Source organism: Streptomyces sp. NPDC006602 (assembly GCF_042870385.1).
Classification (GTDB): domain Bacteria; phylum Actinomycetota; class Actinomycetes; order Streptomycetales; family Streptomycetaceae; genus Streptomyces.
On record NZ_JBIAHG010000010.1, the window covers coordinates 1 to 21672 of the forward strand.

At 69.9% G+C, this 21672-nt stretch carries 18 protein-coding genes and 4 pseudogenes; 7 read left to right on the top strand and 15 right to left on the bottom strand.

Annotation, left to right across the window (positions count from 1 at the left end):
- Positions 1-134: 134 nt before the first annotated feature.
- The 6 genes and pseudogenes from ACFYO2_RS24540 to ACFYO2_RS24565 all read right to left on the bottom strand — a co-directional run bounded on the left by ACFYO2_RS24540 (position 135) and on the right by ACFYO2_RS24565 (position 7435).
- A complete protein-coding gene (locus ACFYO2_RS24540; RefSeq protein WP_388352818.1) occupies positions 135-2516 on the bottom strand; it encodes a phosphoketolase in 2382 nt (793 codons plus the stop codon).
- A 136-nt stretch (positions 2517-2652) separates the two neighbouring features.
- Positions 2653-3093 (bottom strand): pyridoxamine 5'-phosphate oxidase family protein, encoded by a 441-nt coding sequence (locus ACFYO2_RS24545; RefSeq protein ID WP_388352820.1) that lies wholly within the window; start codon positions 3091-3093, stop codon positions 2653-2655.
- A 114-nt stretch (positions 3094-3207) separates the two neighbouring features.
- A pseudogene (locus ACFYO2_RS24550) lies at positions 3208-3327 on the bottom strand (DNA-binding protein); the annotation flags it as partial.
- 26 nt (positions 3328-3353) lie between these two features.
- The gene (gene pflA, locus ACFYO2_RS24555) at positions 3354-4100 is read right to left on the bottom strand and encodes a pyruvate formate-lyase-activating protein (protein ID WP_388352823.1); all 747 of its coding nucleotides are present in this window, start codon (positions 4098-4100) and stop codon (positions 3354-3356) included.
- Positions 4097-6355, bottom strand: coding sequence for a formate C-acetyltransferase (gene pflB, locus ACFYO2_RS24560; protein WP_388352825.1), 2259 nt, complete (start codon positions 6353-6355; stop codon positions 4097-4099). Before pflB ends, pflA begins: the two co-directional genes overlap by 4 nt.
- 156 nt (positions 6356-6511) lie before the next feature.
- On the bottom strand, positions 6512-7435 hold the full coding sequence (locus tag ACFYO2_RS24565) for a carbamate kinase (protein WP_388352828.1): 924 nt from the start codon (positions 7433-7435) through the stop codon (positions 6512-6514).
- Positions 7436-7710: 275 nt separating this feature from the next.
- Here ACFYO2_RS24565 and ACFYO2_RS24570 point away from each other — a divergent pair, with 275 nt between their 5' ends.
- The gene (locus ACFYO2_RS24570) at positions 7711-8175 is read left to right on the top strand and encodes a Crp/Fnr family transcriptional regulator (protein ID WP_388352831.1); all 465 of its coding nucleotides are present in this window, start codon (positions 7711-7713) and stop codon (positions 8173-8175) included.
- 99 nt (positions 8176-8274) lie between these two features.
- Positions 8275-8394, top strand: a pseudogene (locus ACFYO2_RS24575) (polyphosphate kinase 2); the annotation flags it as partial.
- Between the two features lie 16 nt (positions 8395-8410).
- On the opposite strand, the gene ACFYO2_RS24580 reads toward ACFYO2_RS24575, so the two are convergent.
- From ACFYO2_RS24580 to ACFYO2_RS24590, 3 genes are all read right to left on the bottom strand, one after another.
- Complete coding sequence (locus tag ACFYO2_RS24580; protein WP_388352834.1) at positions 8411-9286, bottom strand: universal stress protein; 876 nt, start codon at positions 9284-9286, stop codon at positions 8411-8413.
- Between the two features lie 5 nt (positions 9287-9291).
- A complete protein-coding gene (locus tag ACFYO2_RS24585) occupies positions 9292-10314 on the bottom strand; it encodes a zinc-dependent alcohol dehydrogenase (protein WP_388352837.1) in 1023 nt (340 codons plus the stop codon).
- Positions 10315-10393: 79 nt separating this feature from the next.
- The gene (locus ACFYO2_RS24590) at positions 10394-11299 is read right to left on the bottom strand and encodes a universal stress protein (protein WP_388352840.1); all 906 of its coding nucleotides are present in this window, start codon (positions 11297-11299) and stop codon (positions 10394-10396) included.
- Between the two features lie 192 nt (positions 11300-11491).
- Between ACFYO2_RS24590 and ACFYO2_RS24595 the strand changes: the two are divergent.
- The 4 genes and pseudogenes from ACFYO2_RS24595 to ACFYO2_RS24610 form a co-directional block, all read left to right on the top strand.
- Positions 11492-11761: pseudogene (locus ACFYO2_RS24595) on the top strand (sodium-independent anion transporter); the annotation flags it as partial.
- A 319-nt stretch (positions 11762-12080) separates the two neighbouring features.
- Positions 12081-13295 (top strand): globin domain-containing protein, encoded by a 1215-nt coding sequence (locus tag ACFYO2_RS24600; protein WP_388352843.1) that lies wholly within the window; start codon positions 12081-12083, stop codon positions 13293-13295.
- 43 nt (positions 13296-13338) lie between these two features.
- On the top strand, positions 13339-13761 hold the full coding sequence (locus tag ACFYO2_RS24605) for a hypothetical protein (protein ID WP_388352846.1): 423 nt from the start codon (positions 13339-13341) through the stop codon (positions 13759-13761).
- 119 nt (positions 13762-13880) lie between these two features.
- Positions 13881-14040, top strand: a pseudogene (locus tag ACFYO2_RS24610) (oleate hydratase); the annotation flags it as partial.
- A gap of 27 nt (positions 14041-14067) precedes the next feature.
- Here the strand turns inward: ACFYO2_RS24610 and ACFYO2_RS24615 are convergent.
- From ACFYO2_RS24615 to ACFYO2_RS24630, 4 genes are all read right to left on the bottom strand, one after another.
- Positions 14068-15528 carry a GH1 family beta-glucosidase gene (locus tag ACFYO2_RS24615; protein ID WP_388352849.1) on the bottom strand — a complete coding sequence of 487 codons (1461 nt, stop codon included), beginning with the start codon at positions 15526-15528 and terminating at the stop codon, positions 14068-14070.
- An 87-nt stretch (positions 15529-15615) separates the two neighbouring features.
- On the bottom strand, positions 15616-16557 hold the full coding sequence (locus ACFYO2_RS24620) for a carbohydrate ABC transporter permease (protein WP_388352852.1): 942 nt from the start codon (positions 16555-16557) through the stop codon (positions 15616-15618).
- A gap of 13 nt (positions 16558-16570) precedes the next feature.
- On the bottom strand, positions 16571-17566 hold the full coding sequence (locus tag ACFYO2_RS24625) for a carbohydrate ABC transporter permease (protein WP_388352856.1): 996 nt from the start codon (positions 17564-17566) through the stop codon (positions 16571-16573).
- A gap of 169 nt (positions 17567-17735) precedes the next feature.
- Entirely contained in the window at positions 17736-19046 is a 1311-nt protein-coding gene (locus ACFYO2_RS24630; protein WP_388352859.1) for an extracellular solute-binding protein, read from the bottom strand.
- Between the two features lie 284 nt (positions 19047-19330).
- On the opposite strand from ACFYO2_RS24630, the gene ACFYO2_RS24635 reads away from it, so the two are divergent.
- Positions 19331-20347, top strand: a complete 1017-nt coding sequence (locus ACFYO2_RS24635) for a LacI family DNA-binding transcriptional regulator (protein WP_388352861.1) — start codon at positions 19331-19333, stop codon at positions 20345-20347.
- A gap of 881 nt (positions 20348-21228) precedes the next feature.
- Here the strand turns inward: ACFYO2_RS24635 and ACFYO2_RS24640 are convergent.
- Both ACFYO2_RS24640 and ACFYO2_RS24645 read right to left on the bottom strand, forming a co-directional pair.
- Positions 21229-21444 (bottom strand): hypothetical protein, encoded by a 216-nt coding sequence (locus tag ACFYO2_RS24640; RefSeq protein WP_388352864.1) that lies wholly within the window; start codon positions 21442-21444, stop codon positions 21229-21231.
- 32 nt (positions 21445-21476) lie between these two features.
- On the bottom strand, positions 21477-21638 hold the full coding sequence (locus ACFYO2_RS24645) for a hypothetical protein (RefSeq protein ID WP_388352867.1): 162 nt from the start codon (positions 21636-21638) through the stop codon (positions 21477-21479).
- Between the last annotated feature and the right edge of the window lie 34 nt (positions 21639-21672).

Sequence of the window (21672 nt, forward strand, 5' to 3'; positions counted from 1 at the left end):
GGGCGTCCCACGCCGCCCTCCGGACGAGACCGCGGCTCCTACCGGAGATCCTTCTCGATTCAGGGCCGAACGGCCAGGGCCGGTCGGCCCTGTTTTCACCTGTCGTGGCGGTGCCCCGGGCCCGGAGGGTGCTTTCAGCCGTCCCAGGTCCAGTCGGCGACCTCGGGCAGGTCCGTGCCGTGGATACGGATCCACTCGTGATGGCGCAACCGGATGTCCTCCATCCGCTGCCGGACGGCAGCGGCGCGCACCGCGAGGCCGGGCACGCGGTCGATGACGTCCATGACCAGCCGGTAGCGGTCCAGGTCATTGCGGACCACCATGTCGAACGGCGTGGTGGTGGTGCCGATCTCCTTGTAGCCGCGCACGTGCAGGTGGGCGTGGCCGGCCCGGCGGTAGGCCAGGCGGTGGACCAGCCACGGATAGCCGTGGTAGGCGAAGATCACCGGCTTGTCGCGGGTGAACAAGGCGTCGTACTCCGCGTCGGGCATGCCGTGCGGGTGCTCCTCGGCGGGCAGCAGCCGGGCCAGGTCGACGACGTTGACGACCCGCACGGCCAGCTCCGGCAGATGCCGGCGCAGCAACTGGGCGGCGGCCAGGACCTCCTGGGTCGGGACGTCGCCCGCGCAGGCCAGGACCACGTCGGGCTCGCCGCCGTCCTCGTTGCCCGCCCAGTCCCAGATGCCGGCGCCGCGGGCGCAGTGCACCTTGGCCTGGTCCATGGACAGCCAGTCGAAACAGGGCTGCTTGCCCGCGACGACGACGTTGACGTAGTCACGGCTGCGCAGCACGTGATCCGCCACGGACAGCAGGGTATTGGCGTCCGGCGGCAGGTAGACCCGTACCACCTCGGGGCTCTTGTTGAGGATGTGGTCGACGAAGCCGGGGTCCTGGTGCGAGAAGCCGTTGTGGTCCTGCCGCCACACGTGTGAGGTCAGCAGGTAGTTCAGGGAGGCGATCGGGGCGCGCCAGGGCAGGCGCCGCGTGGTGCGCAGCCACTTGATGTGCTGGTTGACCATCGAGTCGACGATGTGCACGAACGCCTCGTAGCAGGAGAACAGCCCGTGCCGACCGGTCAGCAGATAGCCCTCCAGCCATCCCTGGCAGGTGTGTTCGGACAGGATCTCCATCACCCGGCCGTGCCGGTCGAGGTCTTCGTCCACCTGGAGCGTCTGGGCCTGCCACGCCTTGCCGCTGGCCTCGTACACGGCCTGCAGCCGGTTGGAGGCCGTCTCGTCGGGACCGACCAGGCGGAAGTCGCGCCGCTCGGCGGTGGCCGCCATGACGTCCCGCAGCAACTCGCCGAGCACGCGGGTCGGTTCGTGCAGAGTGGCGCCCGGCTTGTCGACCTCGACGGCGTACCGCTCCAGCGGCGGCAGGGGCAGCTCGCGCAGCAGCAGACCACCGTTGGCGTACGGGGTCGCACCGAGCCGCCGGGTCCCCTCCGGGACGCAGGCCAGCACCTCGGGCCGGGGGCGGCCCTGCTCGTCGAACAGCTCCTCGGGCCGGTACGAGCGCAGCCAGGTCTCCAGCTGCCGCAGGTGCTCGGGGTTGTCCCGGACGGCGGACAGCGGGACCTGGTGAGAGCGCCAGGTGCCCTCCACCGGCAACCCGTCGACCTGCGCCGGGCCGGTCCAGCCCTTCGGGGTGCGCAGCACGATGACCGGCCAGCGGGGGCGCTCGCCGGCGCCTTCCTCGCGTGCCGCGCGCTGGAAGGCGGCGATCCGGTCCAGCGCGGTGTCCATGGCCTCCGCCATGGCGCGGTGAACGGCCATCGGGTCGTCGCCGGTGACATGGATCGGGTCGTGGCCGTAGCCGCGCATCAACTCGTCGAGTTCACTCTCCGGCAGCCGTGACAGCACCGTCGGATTGGCGATCTTGTAGCCGTTGAGGTGCAGGATCGGCAGCACCGCGCCGTCGTGGACGGGATCGAGGAACTTGTCGGAGTGCCAGGACGCGGCCAGCGGCCCGGTCTCCGCCTCGCCGTCGCCGATCACGCAGGCGACCACCAGGTCCGGGTTGTCGAAGGCGGCACCGTACGCGTGGGAGAGCGCGTAGCCCAGTTCACCCCCCTCGTGGATCGAGCCGGGCGTCTCGGGTGCCACATGGCTGGGCACCCCGCCTGGGAAGGAGAACTGCTTGAAGAGGCGGGCCATGCCTTCGGCGTCCCGGGTGATGTCCGGGTAGGTCTCGGTGTACGAGCCTTCCAGCCATGCGTTGGCGAGCACGGCGGGCCCGCCGTGACCGGGGCCCCAGATGCACAGGGCGTCCAGGTCACGGGCCTTGATAACACGGTTGAAATGGGTGTGCACCAGGTTCAGGCCCGGGGAGGTGCCCCAGTGGCCGAGCAGCCGCGGCTTCACATGCTCCGCGCGCAGCGGCTCGGTGAGGAGGGGATTGGCCATCAGGTAGATCTGGCCGACGGCCAGGTAGTTCGCGGCGCGCCAGTGGGCGTCCAGGGCCCTCAGCTCCTCCTCGGTGAGCCGGGCGGACGCCTGCTGAGTGTCGACGGACATGTGAGATCCCTTTCGGATCGGGTGTCGATGGGACGTACAAGCCGGTCCGTGCCTTCCACCATCGGTGACCGGCCACGTACCCAACAGGGCCGACCGGGCCACCCTCAGTGCCTCAGTGCCTCAGTGCCTCGGAGCGTCAGGGCGTGAGATCCACTCCGTAGAGCGTGCGCCCGCCGACGAGTTCCCGCCCGGTGACCAGCTCGGCTTCGATGCGGACGAAGACCTGCCGCGGCGAGGGCGCCCAGGAGCGGGGGCCGTGCTGTACCAGCCGCTCGTGTTCGACGGGGTCGGTCACCACCGTGGCCGGCCCGGTGACGACGACGCTCCAGCCCGAGTGGGCCGCGGCATCGACCTCGTCGGCCTCGAAGGCGACCACGGCGCCGTCGACGGCGCGAACCAGTTCCGATCCCGCGGAAGTGCACAGCACCACCGCGTCGTCGCCGTCCAGACAGAAGTTGACCGGCAGGACCGCGGGCAGGGCCCGGCGCGTGTGCACGATCCGTCCGACCGGCACCTTCGCCAGCAGACGCAGGCACGCCTGCCGATCGAGTTCGCGGAAACCGTCGTTGCGGTACATGGCCAGTCCGTCTTTCGCCCAATGACGCGGTGGTGCGGTCTGAGTCCATCCTCCGGTGGGCGGGGGACGGCGGTGAGGGCCCGTCGGTCCCTCCTCGGCCGGAGACCGGCCCTGTCACACGGTGATCCAGCGCCCGGTGACGGCATCGGGCTCGATACGGATCCACAGGTCTCGTCGTCCTCCGGCCCAGGGCGTGCTGTACGCCCGTTCGGTGAGCCGGCGCGCCTGGTGAGGACAAAGCCGCACCGGGACTCAGTCGTTCAGAACGCGGTCAGGCCCCTCTCCCGGAACTGCTCCTGGACCCTCCGGACCAGTTCGAGCCCCGGGCCGGGAGTGTCCCGGAGTGGGAAGGGCAGGCCGAGGGCGTCGTATTTCGCGGCGCCGAGTTTGTGGAACGGCAGGACCTCCACACGATCGACGGTGCCGAGGCCGGCCAGGAAGCGGGCGAGGCCGTCGACGGCTTCCGGGTCGTCGGTCCAACCGGGGACCAGGACGTAGCGGATCCACATCCGCCTGCCGAGACGGTCCAGGCGGGTGGCGAAGTTCAGCGTGGGCGCGAGTTCACCGCCCGTCAGCTTGCGGTAGGTGGTGACATCGAAGGACTTGATGTCGAGCAGGACCAGGTCGATGTCGGCGAGCAGGTCATCGATGGCGCGGGCGCCGAGGAAGCCGGAGGTGTCGACAGCGGTGTGCAGCCCGGCCTCCTTGCAACGGCGCAGGACCGCGGCGGTGAAGGCGGGCTGGAGCAGCGGCTCGCCGCCCGTGATGGTCACCCCGCCGCCGGCCGTGGTGATGAAGGCCCGGTACTTGTCGATTTCCGCCATCACCTCGTCGACCGTGGCCTGCCGCCCGTCGCGCATGTGCCAGGTGTCCGGGTTGGCGCAGTACAGGCAGCGCAGTGGGCAGCCGTTGACGAAGAGGACGAACCGGGTCCCGGGACCGTCCACTCCCGTGGACAGGTCCCAGGAGTGGATCCGGCCCGTCACCGGCTCGGCCGTGGTGTTCACAGCGAGTCGTGGAAGGTGCGGCTGATCACGTCGAGCTGCTGCTCGCGCGTGAGGCGGACGAAGTTGACGGCGTAGCCGGAGACCCGGATCGTCAGCTCCGGGAACTTCTGCGGGTGTTCCATCGCGTCCTCCAGGGTCGCCCGGTCCAGGACGTTGACGTTCATGTGGAAGCCGCCGGAGGCCGTGTACGCGTCCAGGATGCCGACCAGGTGGCCCGGCCGCTCGTCCGGGTTGTGACCCAGCCCCTCGGGAGTGATCGTGGTCGTCAGCGAGATGCCGTCCCGGGCCTCCTCGTACGGCAGCTTCGCCACCGACAGGGCGGAGGCAGCCACCCCGTGCCGGTCCCGGCCGTTCATCGGGTTGGCGCCGGGCGCGAAGGGCTCCCCGGCACGGCGGCCGTCGGGGGTGTTGCCGGTGTGCTTGCCGTAGACCACATTCGAGGTGATGGTCAGCACCGACTGGGTGTGCTCGGCGTTCCGGTAGGTGGGGTGGCGGCGGACCTTGGACATGAAGGACTTCACGAGATCGACGGCGATGGAGTCCACACGGTCGTCGTTGTTGCCGTACGCCGGGAACTCGCCCTCGGTCGCGTAGTCGACGGCCAGGCCGGTGTCGTCCCGGATCACCTTCACCCGGCCGTACCTGACCGCGGAGAGGCTGTCGGCGGCCACCGACAGTCCGGCGATCCCGCAGGCCATGTAGCGGTACACCGGGTGGTTGTGCAGCGCCATCTCTATGCGCTCGTAGGCGTACTTGTCGTGCATGTAGTGGATGACGTTGAGCGTGTTGACGTACGTCGCCGCCAGCCAGTCCAGCATGCGGTCGTACGCGGCGGCCAGTTCCCCGTACTCCAGGTACTCGCCGGTCAGGGCAGGCGCCTCGGGCGCGATCTGCTCACCGGTCATCTCGTCCCGGCCGCCGTTGATCGCGTACAGCAGTGCCTTGGCGAGGTTGACGCGGGCTCCGAAGAACTGCATCTGCCGGCCCACCGTCATCGCGGAGACGCAGCAGGCGATCGCGGTGTCGTCGCCGGTGCGCGGGCGCAGCAGGTCGTCGGACTCGTACTGCACGGCGCTGGTGTCGATCGACACACGGGCGCAGAACTCCTTGAATCCGGACGGCAATTGAGGCGACCACAGCACGGTCAGGTTGGGCTCCGGGGCCGGGCCGAGGTTGTAGAGCGTCTGCAGGAAGCGGAAGGACGTGCGGGTCACCAGCGTGCGCCCGTCGCCGCCGATACCGCCGATGGACTCCGTCACCCAGGTCGGGTCGCCGGAGAACAGCGCGTCGTACTCGGGGGTGCGCAGGAACCGCACGATCCGCAGCTTGATCACGAAGTCGTCGATCAACTCCTGGGCCCCGGTCTCGTCGATCAGACCCTCCTCCAGATCGCGCTGAAGGTAGACGTCCAGGAACGTGGAGGTACGGCCCAGCGACATCGCGGCGCCGTTCTGCTCCTTCACCGCGGCCAGGAAGCCGAGGTAGAGCCACTGCACGGCCTCGTGGGCGGTGGCAGCGGGGCGCAAGACGTCACAGCCGTACGAGGCCGCCATCTCCGTCAGCTCACCCAACGCCCGTATCTGCTCGGCCAGTTCCTCACGGTCCCGGATGACGTCCGCGCTCGAGAGCCGCGCGTCCAGCAGCGCGCGCTCGGCCCGCTTGGACTCGATGAGCCGACCGGTGCCGTAGAGCGCGACGCGTCGATAGTCGCCGATGATCCGGCCGCGGCCGTAGGCGTCCGGCAGCCCGGTGATGATGCCTGCCTTGCGGGCGGCGCGCATCTCGGGGGTGTAGGCGTCGAAGACCCCGTCGTTGTGGGTCTTGCGGTAGGTGCCGAAGACGCGGGTGACGAAGGGGTCGGCCTGGTAGCCGTATGCCTTCAGACTGTTCTCGACCATCCGCAGCCCGCCGTTGGGCATGATGGCCCGCCGCAGCGGGGCGTCGGTCTGCAGGCCGACGATCAGTTCGCGGTCGCGGTCGATGAATCCCGGTCGGTGTGAGGTGATGGTGGACGGGGTGCCCGGGTCGACGTCCAGGATTCCCTTGCGCCGCTCGTCGGGGAAGTGCGCGCTGACCTTGTGCCAGACCGTGAGGGTGCGCTCGGTCGGGCCGACGAGGAACGCCGAGTCGCCCTCGTACGGTGTGTAGTTGGCCTGGATGAAGTCGCGTACGTCGATGCGGTCGCGCCAGCGTGTCCCGGCGAAGCCTCGCCATGCCTCGGCCGTACGGCTGTCAGCTGTCACCGTTGTGGTCATCGCGGGATGTCCTCTCCCTGTTCGCATGCGTGCGTCTCTCACTGCCGATACTCGTCGTCCGCCGTGCTCGCGGGCAGTGCCGGACAGGCCTGGGAACGGTGCCGTCCGTCCCGAGCCGTAGGGCCGTTCGGCCCACCAGCCCCACCCTTGCGGACCTCAGCCGATGGACAGCTCGGGGCGGACGAGCGTCCCCGACCTCCCATGGACGATCTCGTAGGCCGCGTCGAGGGCGCCGATAGCGGCCAGACCACCGCAGCGTTCGACGAACCGGGCGGCGGCCTCCGTCTTGGGTCCCATCGAGCCGTCGAGGAAGCCGCCGCGCCGCAGGGCGTCCGGGGTGGCGTCGAGGACGGGGCGCTGATCGGGGGTGCCGTAGTCGGTGTAGACGTTCGGCACGTCGGTGAGGATGAGCAGGAAGTCGGCCTTGAGGTCCTCGGCGAGCAGGGCGGCGGTGAGGTCCTTGTCGATGACCGCGTCAACTCCCTGCAGTGCGCCGGTGTCGTGGTCGGCGGTGACGGGTATGCCTCCGCCGCCGGCGCAGATGACCAGCGCTCCGCACGTGAGCAGGTCGTGGATGGTCTCGGTCTCGACGATCCCCTGGGGTGCTGGTGAGGCGACGACCTGGCGCCACCCGGTGGCGTCCTTGGCGATGTGCCAGCCGCGCCTTCGCGCGAGTGAGCGGGCGACGTCCCGGGGGTACACGGGGCCGACGCGCTTTGTGGGCCGCGCGAACGCCAGATCGTCGGCCCGTACGAGGGTGTGGGTGACGAGCGCGGCGATTTTGCGGCCGGGCAGCGTGTCGTGCAGGGCGCGGACCAGCAGTGATCCGATCAGGCCCTCGGTCTGGGCGCCGAGCAGGTCCAGCGGATAGGGGGCGGTCAGGATCGGGTCGGCCGCGCTCTCCATGGCGAGCAGGCCGATCTGCGGCTCGTTGCCGTGGGTGATGACGATCTCGTGTTCGAGAGCGAGAGCGGCGACGGCGGTGGTCACCCGGTCGATGTTCGCCTGCTGCACCGCGGCATCGGGGCGGTCACCCCGGCGCAGCAGGGCGTTGCCGCCGAGAGCGATGACGATGCGCACGGTTCAGTCCTCCAGGGTGGCAACCAGCACGGTCTTGATGGCGTGCAGGCGGTTCTCCGCCTGATCGAAGGCGGTAGGTGGGCGGGGCAAACTCCTTCCAGCGGGTTGTCTCTCGTCCTCATCGAACCGCCGTGCCCGTTCCGGCGCAGGGGGCCCATGGGCTCTCACGAGGTACCGGACGGCCCCACCATGGGGCCGGGTGGCCCCATGGCCCGGCACGGGGCACGGGCACACGCTGGACGTGGCAGGTACGAACGCCTGATCGGAGGCACATCATGAACGCTCCCCCCACGGCCGGCATGCTGCGGGCGCTGCCCGCCGAGCACCGGCATCGGCTGATGCACTTCGCCCGGGAGGTGTCGTTCCCCCAGGGAACCCGTCTCTTCGAGGAGGGCGGGCGCGCCGACCGGTTCTGGATCATCCGCACCGGCACCGTCGCCCTCGACATGCACGTGCCCGGCCGCCGCGCGGCCGTCATCGAGACTCTCGGACACAAGGAACTCATCGGCTGGTCCTGGCTGTTCGCCCCGCACAGCTGGCACCTGGGTGCCGAGGCGACCAGCCCCGTGCGCGCCTACGAGTTCGACGCCGCCGCGATCCGTTCGCTGTGCGAGGACGACCCCGCGCTCGGTCGGAGCGTCGCCCAGTGGGTGGGCGACGTACTCGCCCACCGCCTGCGCTCGGCCCGCACCCGTCTGTTGGACCTGTATGCCCCTTACGGCAGCGGCAGCCTCCTGTGACCACCCCACGAGTCGTGACGACAGCGACCAAGGAGACATGATGCACGGCACCCCGCACATCGTGAGTGACGTCATGAGTGACACCGTCGCCGCCATCGGCCGCAACGCCAGATGCCGCCGCCGGTGCTGAAACTGCCGGACCGGCCGCCGTCGACCGGCTACCAGCGCCCGCCGCGCGATCTGCGGACCTACGTCCCCGACCACGCGGCGAGCCTTTGAACAACCGGTACCTGTCTCACACCCGTTCCGGCACGACGGCGACCGGGCAGGCGGAGTGGTGCAGGGCCGCGTGGGCAACCCGGCCGAGCTGGAGCCCGAGGTGACCCTCGCGGCGGCGGGCGCCGACGACGAGCAGGTCGGCCTCGTGCGAGGCGTCCAGGAGCACCTTGCGGGCGTGGCCCTCGACGGTGCGCCGACGCACTTCCACGTCCTCGGGGGCGTCGCGCAGCGCCGCTTCCAGCGTCTTTGCGGCCTGTTCCTCATACAGACGGGCGGGCTCGCCGGACAACAGCGGATGGTCGGTGCTCTCGTGTGCGGGGCACCGCCAGGCCCGTACGGCCTCCAGGGGCACCCCACGCCGCCGCGCCTCCTCCAAGGCGAAGCGCAGGGCCGCCGACGGCTCCGGGTGCTCGCCGACGCCCACGACGACGCGTCCGCGGACCGCGGGCGTCACCTGGTTGTCGTTGCCGCCGCGCAGCACGACCACCGGGCAGTGGGCGTGGGCGGCCACGGCCAGGCTCACCGAGCCGAGCAGCAGTTCGGTGAGGCCGCTGCGGCCACGAGTGCCGACGACCAGGGCGCCGGCGTGCCGCCCTTCCCTCACCAGGGCGTACTCCGGCTCCTCCGGCAACACGTCGGCGGACACCTTCAGGTCTGGGTGGCGGGCCCGCGCCCGGCGGGTCGCGCTCTCGATGATGTCGTCGGCCCGCACCCGCTCGGACGGGTTACCGAGGTCGGCGGCGAGTGCGGCGCCCTCGTAGCGCTCCCACAGCGAGGCGTACACCACCCGTAGCGGCACCCCGCGCAGGGCTGCCTCGTCGGCCGCCCAGTCCACGGCCCGCAGGCTCGGCTCGGAACCGTCCACGCCCACGACCAGGGGCACTTCCCTCATCGTCGTCACCTTCCCGCGCCGAGGTCGAAGACGATCCGGGCCTTGATGTGGCCCTGCAGAACGTCCTCGATGGACTCGTTGACCGAAGTCAGCGGCCGGGTCTCGTAGATCACCCGAGTCCGGCCCGCCTGGTGCAGCTGGAACACCTCGGCGAGGTCCTGCCGCGTGCCGACGATCGACCCGATCACGGACGTGCCGTTGAGGACGGTGTCGAAGATCGGTACCTCTACCGTGCCGTGCGCCGGCAGCGCCACCATCACCAGCTTGCCACCGCGCCGCAGCCCGGAGTTGACGGCGGCGAAGGCGGACTCGTTCACGGCGAGGGCGATGGCCGCATGCGCGCCGCCGAACCGCTTGAGCACTTCCCCCGGATCGTGCTTGCGGGCATCGATGACGAGGTCGGCACCGAGCTCCGCCGCGAGTTCGAGCTTCTCGTCGGTGACGTCGATCGCGGCGACCTGAGCTCCGGCGATCTTCGCGTACTGCACGGCCAGGTGACCGAGCCCGCCGACGCCGGAGATCGCCACCAGCTGAGTGGGACGGACTTCGGCAACCTTGAGCGCCTTGTACGTGGTGACGCCGGCGCAGGTCAGCGGGGCAGCGTCGAGGGCGGTGATGCTCTGGGGGACGGGCTGGGCGAAGTCGGCCCAGGCCAGCATCTTCTCGGCATAGCCGCCGTCACAGCCGTAGCCGGTGTTGACCTGCTGCTCGCACAGCGTCTCCCAGCCGGACAGGCAGTGCTCGCACCGCCCGCATGCCTTGCCCAGCCAGGGCACGGCCACCCGCTGCCCCACGGCGAGATGCGTAACCCCCTCACCGAGCTTCTCCACCAGGCCCACGCCCTCGTGACCGGGCACGAACGGCGGGTTGGGCTTGACGGGCCAGTCGCCGCGGGCGGCGTGGATGTCGGTGTGGCACAGCCCGGACGCCTCGACCCGGACGCGGACCTGGCCGGGGCCAGGCTCGGGGTCGGGCCGTTCCTCGATGACCAGGGGCTCGCCGAAGGCTCGTACGACCGCTGCCTTCATGATGTCTTCTCCTCGTGAGTCGTGAGTCGTGAGTCGTGAGTCGTGAGTCGTGAGTCGTGAGTCGTGAGTAGCGGCAGCGTCAGTCGTGCGCGATGACGGCGACGGGGGCGGCGGAATGGTGCAGGACTGCGTGAGTAACCGGGCCGATGTGGGCGCCGAGCGGGCTGCGGCGGATGCGACGGCCCACGACGACGAGGGAAGCCCCGCGCGAGGCGTCGACCAGCTGGACGGCGGGACTGCCCCATCCGGACTCCTCGACGACCTCGACGGACGGGTACTTCTCCTTCCAGCCGTGCAGCACCCCAGCCAACGCGGCAGCCTCTTGCTTGCCCAGCACGGCGTTGAACTCCGGGTCGACGGTCAGGCCGTAGGCGAAGTAGGGCGGCAGGTTCCAGGCTTGGACGACCCGCAGGGGTGCGACACGGCGGGCGGCCTCCTCGAAGGCGAAGGCGATCACCGTGTCGTCGGGGCTGTCGGTGTCGAGACCGAGCACGACGGGCCGGAACCCGGTCGCCGCGGACGGGATGCCGGCCGGGTCCATGGTGTGCTCGTCGGCGGCCTGCTCCCCCGCCCGCACGAGCACCAGGGGAACCTCCGCGTGCGCAACGACTTCCTGGCCCACGGAGCCGACGAGGAACCCTCCCAACCCGCTCAGCCCGCGGGAGCCCAGGACCAGCAGCTCGGCATCCTGCGCCACGCGCGTCAGCACCTCGCCGGGACGGCCGCTGATCTGATCCACGGTCACGTCCACGCCGGGGTGACGCAGACGGAGCCCTTCGGCCGCTTCGCGCGGGATGCGCTCGCTCCAGTGCTGCTGAGTCTCGGCACCGAGCAGCGGCGCCTGCGCCATGTGCTCCGGGACGGGCTCCCAGACGTGCACCAGCCGCAGCGACAGGCCGCGCAACTTCGCCTCGCGGGCCGCCCACTCGGCGGCGGCACGGCTCTCGGACGAGCCGTCGAGGCCCACGGTGACGTTGCGGGGCATACTGCCCACCTCCTGAATCGGGGTTTCTGATCTCAGGATGTGGGCGGGGAGGGAGACAGTGCAGAGGCCACATGTCCCGACCGAGGGCCGATGGGCCCCATGGGGTGGGAGGCGTCCCGTCGTCGCCGTGCCCGCACTGTCCGCCGTCGCTGCCCGGCGCGTCGACCAGAGCTGAGAACTTCCGCCGCCTGGCGCCGGCCGCCGGCCGCCGTCGACGAACAGAACAGCCCGGTCCGCTGGTCCGTCCTCAACGCCGAGCCGACGTGTAGGTCGACATCACCGCCCTGGACGCCGTCGACGCACTCCGCCGCGAGCTCACCCAGCGCGGCATCGTCTTGGCCCTCGCCCGCGTGAAGCAGGACTTGCTGGACGACCTGACGGCGTACGGCCTCGCGAACACGGCCGGCGGCGAGAAGGAGCTACCCCACCCTGCCGACTTCCGTGGCCACGTACCGGAAGTGGTGCCGCGACCACGGGACCGCCCCGGGCGCCAGATGCCGCAGCGCTCCGCGCGCGAGGTGCCCAGGGCCGGCGCCGCCGTCGGCGATCACCAGGTCAGTGGGAGCGGACAGGGCCGTCGGGAGGTCGCCCCGACGCCGTACGGCCCTGTGGCAAAGCAGGTTGCGGGGCCGATGTTCCCGACTCCATGGGGCCCTTCGGCCCCTCTTCGCCCAACGCCACGAAACAGCGCCGAAATATGGTCCGGTGCCTGCTACACAGTAGACGCCGCCCGATGCGATGCGGCGCACTTCCCACTTCATCCCCCTGCCTGGGAGGCTCCATGCTGTCCGCAGAATCCGCCGCGGTGATCCGTGCCACCCTGCCCGCCGTGGCCGGAGCGCTCGACGAGATCACCAAGCGCTTCTACGGCGCGATGTTCCACGACCGGCCTGAACTGCTCGACGGAATGTTCAACCGCGGCAACCAGGCCAGCGGAGCCCAACGCCGCGCCCTCGCCGGCTCGATCGCCGCCTTCGCGACCGCGCTCCTCGATGCCCCGGACGTCCGCCCGGACACCCTGCTGGACCGCATCGCGCACAAACACGCCGCGGTCGGCGTCACCGACGACCAGTACACGATCGTGCACAAGTACCTCTTCGGCGCGATAGCCGAGGTACTGGGCGACGCGGTCACCCCTGAAGTGGCGGCCGCCTGGGACGAGGTGTACTGGCTGATGGCCGGTGCCCTGATCGACCGGGAGGCCCGCCTCTACCAGGACGCGGGCGTCGAGCCCGGCCACATCTGGCGGCAGTGGACAGTCGTCGAGCGCCGCACCGAGACCCCGGACACCGCGTCCTTCCTGCTCCGCCCGACCGACGGCAAACCAGCCCCTCATGCACGGGCAGGCCAGTACGTGAGCCTGCGCGCCCTGATGGCCGAAGGCGTACACCAGCTGCGGCAGTACAGCCTGTCCTCCGACCCGGGCGGGGAACTGCGGCGGATCACCGTGAAGCGGGTCACGGGTGCGGCCGGTGAGCCGGACGGCGAAGTCTCCAACCTGCTCCACGCCCAGGTCCGTACGGGAGACGAACTGACGCTGTCCGCGCCCTTCGGCGACGTCTTCCTCGACGACCCGGTCGACACCACCACCCCGATCGTGCTGGTCTCCGCGGGCATCGGCTGCACCCCCATGACCGGCATCCTGGCCCACCTCGCCGCCCTCGGCTCACCCCGCCCGGTCCTGGTCCTGCACGCCGACCGCTCCCCCACCGACCACGCCCTGCGCACCGAGACCCACCGGCTCGTCGGCCAACTGCCGAACGCCCGCGCCCTGTTCTGGTACGAACGGCCCGGCGCAGAAGAACCCGACGCCCGTACCGGCCTGATGAACCTGGACGGCATTGAACTGCCCCACGACGCCGTCGTGTTCCTGTGCGGCCCGCTGCCGTTCATGCGCGAGGTGCGCGGACAGCTGCTGCGTGTCGGCGTCCCGGCCAGGCGCATCCGGTACGAGGTCTTCGGGCCCGACCTCTGGCTGCCCGGCCCGGCGGCCTGAACGACGTCGGACATCCCATCGCCCTTCCAGGAGAGGAACCGACATGACCGGCAAGAACAGCCAAGACACCGCTCCCAGCGTGCTGCTGCGTTTGGACGGCGAGGTGGACGAGGACACGCTCGGGTACGCCCACGCGAAGATCGACGCCGTCGTGGGCAGGCCGGGGCTGCCCTCAGTCACCGGCGAGGTGCACCTCACGCGAGCGTCCGCCCACCACGCGGACCGCCCCTGGTCGGCGACGGCCGCCCTGCACGTCGGGCAACGTGAGGTGGTCGTGCTCGCCGAGGAGGCCACCGGCCGGGAGGTCGTCGACCAGCTCCACGACCGGCTGCGCCGCCAGATCGACAAGGCGGCCCACGCCGGTCATCCCAGCCACCGCGCCCCGGCACCGCCGTGGCGCGGCGGGACTGCTGGGCCACGCCCTGCGGAGGGCATCGGCAGGACGGCGGACTCTCACCCGGCATGAGCCCGCGGGGAGTACGGGCCCGGTCGTTGGCGGTCCACCGACTGGGCTCCTGTCCTGCCCCCGCCCGCGCGGGGACACCGTAGAGCCCGCCTCAGAGGCCATATGGACCACACCGGTGAGTGCCGGACGACGTCGTCTTTCAGCGTCGAGTACTCCGTACGCACCGCCTGGACAGCAGTGGCCCAACTCCTCAAGCTCGACGAGCAGCCTGCACCGGTCTACAAGGGGCACCACGACCCCCACGCTCTGGCCGCGGCTCTGGAGACCATGCACCCTCGGTGGCCAGGGGTAACGACCAGCCGGTGGTCAACGGTTACCTCCGCTGCCCTCTGGCAAGATGCCAGTGCGGGCCACGTCGGCGTACCACCGCGCGCTGGCCTTCGGGATGCGCTTGCCGGTCGGGTAGTCCACGTAGACGGCACCGAAGCGCTTGCTGTAGCCGTAGCCCCATTCGAAGTTGTCCAGCAGGGACCACAGGAAGTAGCCCCGGACGTCGACGCCGTCGGCGATCGCGCGGTGCACGGCCGACAGATGGCCGTGGAGGTAGGCGATGCGTTCCGGGTCGGCCACCTCGCCCTCCGGGTTGACGTAGTCGTCGAACGCGGCTCCGTTCTCGGTGATCACCACAGGCATCGCGGGGAAGTCCGCCTGGAGTCGCATCAGCAGGTCGTACAGGCCGCTTGGGTCGACCGCCCAGCCCATCGCGGTGGTGCTGCCCGGTGGCCGGTGGAAGGCGACGTTGTCGGCGCCCGGCCAGGGGCTGTGCTCGCTCGCCCCGTGGCCGTCGGAGCCGTGGCCGGCCTCACCGGTGGCGGCGGAAACGAGCGTGGGAGTGTAGTAGTTGACGCCCAGGAAGTCCAGCGGCTGCTGGATCGTGGCGGTGTCGCCGTCCCGTACGAAGGACCAGTCGGTCAGGCTCGCCGTGTCCTGCAGGAGATCCTGCGGGTACTGGCCCTCCAGCACAGGGCCGGTGAAGACGCGGTTGGCCAGGGCGTCGATCCGGCGGGCGGCGTCGAGGTCCTCGGCGGCCTCGGTCAGCGCGCGGACGTGGTGGATGTTGAGTGTGACGGACGTCCGCGCGCGGGAGGGCAGTTCCGCGCGCAGCGCCTGAACGGCCTTGCCGTGGGCGAGGTTGAGGTGGTGCGCCGCGCGCAGGGCCGCGACCGGGTCGGTGCGCCCGGGCGCGTGGACACCCGAGCCGTATCCGAGGAAGGCGCTGCACCAGGGCTCGTTGAGGGTGATCCAGGTCTTCACCCGGTCCCCCAGCGCGTGGGCCGCCAGGGCCGCGTAGTCGGCGAACCGGTCGGCGGTGACGCGCTCCGGCCAGCCGCCCGCGTCCTCCAACTCCTGGGGCAGGTCCCAGTGGTAGAGCGTGACGACCGGCTCGATGCCCTTCTCCAGCAGTGCGTCGGTCAGGGCGCGATAGAAGTCGAGCCCCTTCTCGACGGCCGGGCCGCGTCCGGTCGGCTGCACGCGCGGCCATGAGAGGGAGAACCGGTAGGCGCTCACGCCGAGGTCGGCCATGATCGCGACGTCTTCACGCCAGCGGTGGTAGTGGTCGGTGGCGACGTCACCGGTGTCGCCGTTGCGCACCCTGCCGGGCGTGTGCGAGTAGGTGTCCCAGATCGAAGGGGTGCGTCCGTCGGCGGAGGCGGCACCCTCGATCTGGTACGCGGCGGTCGCCGTGCCCCAGGTGAATCCCTGCGGGAACCTCAAGATGGTGGTGTTCTCCGGGGCGGGCGCGACACGTCGGGTTGCGGTGGTCATGTGGGTCCTTCCAGATGTACTGCGGGCGAGGAGGGCCAGGCGGGGTGGCGGGCGTCGGGCCGCGGCAACAGGAGGACGGCAGGGCGCTCAGCCCTTGACCGCCCCCTGCATGATTCCGCCGACGATCTGACGGCCGAAGATGACGAACAGGGCGAGCAGGGGCAGCGTGCCGAGCAGCGCGCCCGCCATGATCAGCGACTGGTCGCGCACATATCCCGCGCTGAGCTGGGTGAGGGCGACGGGCACCGTCGGATTGGTCATGTCGAGCACGATGAAGGGCCAGAAGAAGTCGTTCCAGGCATGCACGAACGTGATCATGAACAGCACGGCCATGGGAGGCCGCGCGATCGGCAGCACGATGCTCCAGAAGATGCGCAGGGAGTGCGCACCGTCCACCCGCCCGGCCTCGACGAGTTCGTCGGGCAGCGCCTCGGACAGGTACTGCCGCATGAAGAACACGCCGACGGCGCTGACGAGCGTGGGGAAGATGACGGCGGGCAGCTTCTGACCCCAGCCCAGCTCGGTCATCATCATGAACAGCGGTACGACACCGAGCTGCGGCGGCACCATCATGGTGCCGATCACGAGCATCAGCAGGATGTTGCGGCCCTTGAAGCGGAGTTTGGCGAACGCGAAGCCGGCGAGGGTGGCGAACAGCACCGTGGACAGGGCGATCGCGCCGGCCACGATCAGGCTGTTGAGCATGGCCTTGCCCAGCGCGGCGTCCTGCCATGCCTTCCCGAGGTTGTCGAGAAGGTGGGGGCCGGGCAGGAACGGCGGAGGCGTCTGGGTGACGCGCGTGTTGTCGGTCGACGCCGCCACCATCGTCCAGTAGAGCGGGAAGAGGGAGAACAGGGCCGCGATCCCCAGCAGGATGTAGGCGACGGGCCCCGCGTGGTGCTGACGCCCGGCACCCGGGTGCCGGAACAGTCGTCGGCGCCGTTCGCCGGACGGGGTTGCCTTGCCGGCCTTCCGCGCGATACCGGGGCGCGCGTCCGCCGCCTGGACCGGGATGCTGTCTGTGGTCATGGAAATCTCCCGGTCAGGCCTTGCGCGCCACGACGCGCTTGACGACTCGTTGGACGACGAACACGAGGATGAGCACCAGGAACATCGCCCAGGCGACCGTGGCGGCCCGGCCCATCTGGTAGTTCTTCCAGCCCTCCTCGTACAGCAGCAGGCCCAGCGTCTGGTACTGGTTGTCCGCTCCGCCGGTGATGCCGTTCGGGCCCTGGCCGAAGATCAGGGGCTCACCGAAGAGCTGGGTGGCGCCGATCGTGGACAGGACGATGGTGAACACGATGGTGGAGCGGATACCGGGGACGGTGACCTTCAGGAACTGCTGCCACCGCGAGGCGCCGTCGATGGCCGCGGCCTCGTAGCGGTCGCGCGGGATCGCCTGCATCGCCGCGAGGTAGAGCAGGGCGTTGTAGCCGGTCCAGCGCCAGATGACGATCGAGGAAATGGCCGTCTGCGCGGCCCACTTGTTGTTCTCCCAGTCGATGTTGTCGACACCGACCAGGCTCAGCATCCAGTTGATCATGCCGAAGTCGCGCTCGAAGAGCATCGTGAACACGAGGGCCGCGGCACCCACCGACGTGGCGTACGGCGTCAGGGCGGCGACGCGGAAGAACGTCGAGCCGCGCAACCGGTAGTTGAGCAGGTGCGCCAGCCCGAGCGCCATCAGCAGCTGCGGCACGGTCGACAGGACGCCGATGGTGAAGGTGTTGAGCAGAGCGTTCCAGAAACGGTCGTCGTCCCACAGCGCCGTGTAGTTGTCGAAGCCGACCCACTCCATGAGGTTCAGGGTCGACAGTTCGACGCGGTGCAGTGAGATCCACGAGGTGTAGATGAGCGGGTAGAAGCTGAAGGCGGCGAAGACGATGAAGAACGGGGCGACGAAGGCGTACGGCGCGCCGCGGACGTCGAGGCGGTGCAGCAGCGTACGGCGCCGCTGACCGTCCCCGTCGGTGCCGGTCCCGGGCGGCAGAGCGGTGCCGGGCGCACCGTCTGGGGGTGTCGAGGTGGAGATGGCCACCGGAAGGCGTCCTTCCTGGAGGGTGAGGGAGGCGGGCAGGGGCCCGGCGGCCCACACGGGCCGCGTGTGGGCCGCCGGGCTGCTGCGGAGACGGGCTACGGGGCCCGAGGTGGAGAAGGGCCGCGGGTCCCGAGGTGGAGAAGGGCCACGGGTCCAGGTGGAGAAAAGGTCAGCCGGCGGCCTTCTCGATGCGCTCGTCAGTGGTCTTCCATGCCTCGTTCGGGCTCTTGTTCTGCGCCTCGATCAAGGTCAGGCCCTGCGAGAAGATGTCCTTGATGGTGCCGTCCTTACGGCCGAGCACCTGCTCGTCGGGGATCTCCTGGGCCGCGGCGCCGAAAATCTGTCCGATGGGCGCGCCACTGAAGTAGTCCGACTTGGCATCGACCACTTCGGGCATCTCCAACGCGGTCTGCGACGAGGGGAAGTTGCCGATCTCCTTGAAGAGGTAGGCCTGCTGCTCGGGCGCGGTGAGCCAGGCGACGAGCTCCTGCGCCTCCTTCTTGACGGGGCTCTTCTCCATCACGCCGAGGAACGATCCGCCCCAGTTGGCGCCCTTGGGCGCCTTGGCGACGTCCCACTTGCCCTTGTTCTTCGGGCCCGCCTTCTCGCTGATGTGTGCGAGCATCCACGCCGGGCAGACGGTCGTGGCGAAGGTGCTGTTGGCCAGGCCGGGGTCCCAACCGGGCTGGAACTGGCGGAGCTTCGCGGTCAGATCGGAGGTGGCGGCCTTGGAGGCCAGCTTCCACGCGTCCTTCACGACAGGGTTGGTGGCGTAGATCAGCTCGCCCTGCTTGTCGTAGAACTGCTGGGAGTTGCCGTAGATCATGGCGTTGAACAGTCCGCTGGAGCTGTCCATGAAGGCGACCTTGTCGGCCTTCGACTCCTGCTTGAACCGCTTGCCCGTGTCGACGTACTTCGACCAGTCGCCCTCCCACAGCTTGGCGACCTCGTCGCGGTCGGTGGGCAGGCCGGCCTGCTCGAAGAGGTCCTTTCGGTAGCAGACGGCCATCGGGCCGATGTCGGTGCCGAGGCCGATGACCTTCTTGTCCGCGGTGGTGACCTGGCTCTGCTTCCAGGGAAGGAAGTGGTCCGTCCCGGCCGCGCCGGCCAGATCGACGAACTTGTCCTTCTGGGTGTCGGCCAGTTCCTTGGCCCGACCAATCTCTATGCCCTGGATGTCCTTCAGCCCGCTGCCGGCGGCCAAGTGGGTCTGCAGGGCGGTGTAGTAGGTCTGCTCGTCGCCCGCGACGTCCGCCTTGATGACGACGTTCGGGTGCTCCTTCATGTACTTGTCGAGCAGACCGGTCTCCTTGAAGCCCATGACGCCGAACAGGCCCATGGTGATGGTGACCTTGCCGTCCTTCTTCCCCCCACCGGTCCCTCCGTCGCTGCCCCCGCAGCCCACGATCAGGCCGAGAGCCGACACAGCCGACACGGCGGCCACGACTCTCGTACGCAACTTCCTTCGGAGCTTGTCCATTTTCGTCCTCCCAGCGGCGGCGCTGACGCACCGGAGTTCGGGCCCCACGGTCCGCTCCGTAGGGACGATTTGTCCGGTGGGTACGTTCCCAATCAGCGATGGGAACGTACCCACTCAGGAGCCCGAAGCCTGGCCGCCGCGAAAGGCGTCTGTCAAGAAGTTGAATCCACTTCGTTGCGGGAAGATGTCCCGCCCTGGTGCTCGGACCCTGCGGACCCTCTGCGACGGTCTGGCACAATGCGCAGGTGAAAGCCGTCCGGGCAGCGCGGAGCGAGGGAGGCGTCATGGGGGGCAGGCAACGCCCGACCATCAAGACCGTGGCCGCGCGCGCCGGCGTCGGACGCACCACGGTTTCACGAGTCGTCAACGGCTCGGAGCTCGTCAGCGAGAAGGCCAGGGCCGCCGTGCTCGCCGCCATCGCCGAACTGAACTACGTACCGAACTCGGTCGCCCGGGGACTGGTGACGAGCAGGACGAACTCCGTGGCCCTGGTCATCCCCGAGTCGGCGAGCAGACTGGGTTCGGAACCCTACTTCTCGGCGGTCATCCGCGGAGTCAGCACCGCCCTCGCCGAGACCCGGACGCAGCTCCAGCTGGTGCTCGTACGCGACCAGGCGGAGCGGGACCAGCTCACCGAGTCGGTGGCGGAGCGGCGTGTCGACGGGGTGCTCCTCGTCTCGGTGCACGAACACGACCCGCTGCCGGGGCTGCTGGAGGACATGGGGCTGCCCACGGTCCTCGCCGGGCGCCGCTCCCCCGACGAGTCACTCAGCCACGTGCACTCCGACAACGCGGGCGGGGCCGCAGCGGCCGTCGGCCACCTCCTCGCGCGGGGGCGGCGGACCGTCGCCACCATCAGCGGGCCGCTCGACATGGACGTGGCGCGCAGCAGGCTCCAGGGCTGGCGCGAGACCCTCGAGAAGGCCGACTACGAGGCCACGGACCGACTCGTGGCCTCGGCCGACTTCACCGAGGAAGGCGGCGAGGCCGCGATGCGTTCACTCGTTGAACGAGTCCCCGACCTCGACGCCGTGTTCGTCGCCTCGGACGTCATGGCTGCGGGCGCGCTTGCGGAGCTGCGCAGGCAGGGCAGGGGCGTCCCCGACGACGTGGCCGTGGTCGGATTCGACGACTCCATCATCGCCCGGCACAGCAATCCGCCCCTCACCACCATGCGCCAGCCCGTCGAGGAGATCGGCAGCATGATCGCCCACATCCTTCTGGAAGAGATCGGCAACCCCGAGCAACCGCGCCGGTACGTCACGCTTCCCACCGAGCTCGTCGTACGCGAATCGTCATGAGCTCATGAGCCCATGAGCCCCATGAGGAGTGCTGGTGGGTCACGCAGATCAGGTTGGGAAGGCGATCCCGCTACGCTTCTACGTGTGCCTGGTGGCCCGCTGCGAGCCGGCCACCAGGCGGGATTTCCGTAGCGGCGCCGGCAGCGCCCTGGACCCGAGGTACTGCTCCAGGCCCAGCATGGCCTGGTAGGGCGGCGGCTCCAGATCGGCGACAGGCGTCGAAGCCCAGGACCGTCCCCACCCGGTCCCCGTCCGCCCAGACCTCATCGCCCCGTGGCTCGGTGACGAGTCCGCTAGCCGAACCGTGACGGGTGATGCGATCAGGACAGCGGGGGCAGCTCCCCGGCGGCGGCACCGTCTGGTTCTGTTCACGAGATCCGGCAAGTGTTGGCACTGGCTGCTCCCCAAGGCGGGGATGGCGCCGTCGTCCTGACCAGGGCTGACGGGCGTGACCTGGCCGATCTGGAGCGGAGGGTGGCCCGCTACTGGCAGCTCCACCAGGTAGGCCGGCCCTCGCAAGGCCCCCTGGAGACAGCACGCTTGTTGATCGAAAGGGACAACCAGCCCGGCACGGGATGGCTGACACGGCTCGTCGACCTGCTGAGGCGCAACCGTTCCGGAAATGAGCCGACGTCACGAATCAGCCACTGACCCGCGAAGTTGTCGGGAGGGTGCGGCAATCCGGTTCCTGAGCACCGTCCTGGGAGCCGCCGTCCTTGGAGCGTTCAATCGCCGTTCCGGTTGATCTCGATCCTCCGAAGCGACGGCATCAGCATCGCCACCGCGGCCACACCGCCGCCGGTGACGGCGACCGCCGCCGTCCCGAACACTGCGGCAAGGATGGGCATGGACAGTTGGCCGATGGGGATGGGCGCGAAGGATCACAACTCGTCGTGGGCGCCGAGCAGGATCACCGGGAGCGCGGCCAGCGACATCGAGGACAGCCCGGCACCATCGGTCGTCGCACCGTCAGCTTCACCATCGCCACACTGGCCGGCAGCGCCCCTACACCGCGTGCGCTCAGAACCTGTCCCCCAGCCCTCGGCACCGATCGTGCCGTTCGCGACCACCGGGCCCAGGATCTGCCAGACACCCATGTTGACAGCGTTGAAGACGGCAAAGGCCAAAGTCACCGCCCAGACCCATGACTTGAGGTGAAGTAGCTCCGCCCCTCGCGCAGTTCGCCGAGCGTCGGCGGGCCGTCGTCGGTGCGCGGTGGCAGGTCGGGCAGCGACATCCGAGCGAAGAACGCGGCCGCCAGGAGGAAGGACACGGCGTCCGCGGCGATCATCCAGCCGCCTCCGACGGAGGCGGTCAGCAGGCCG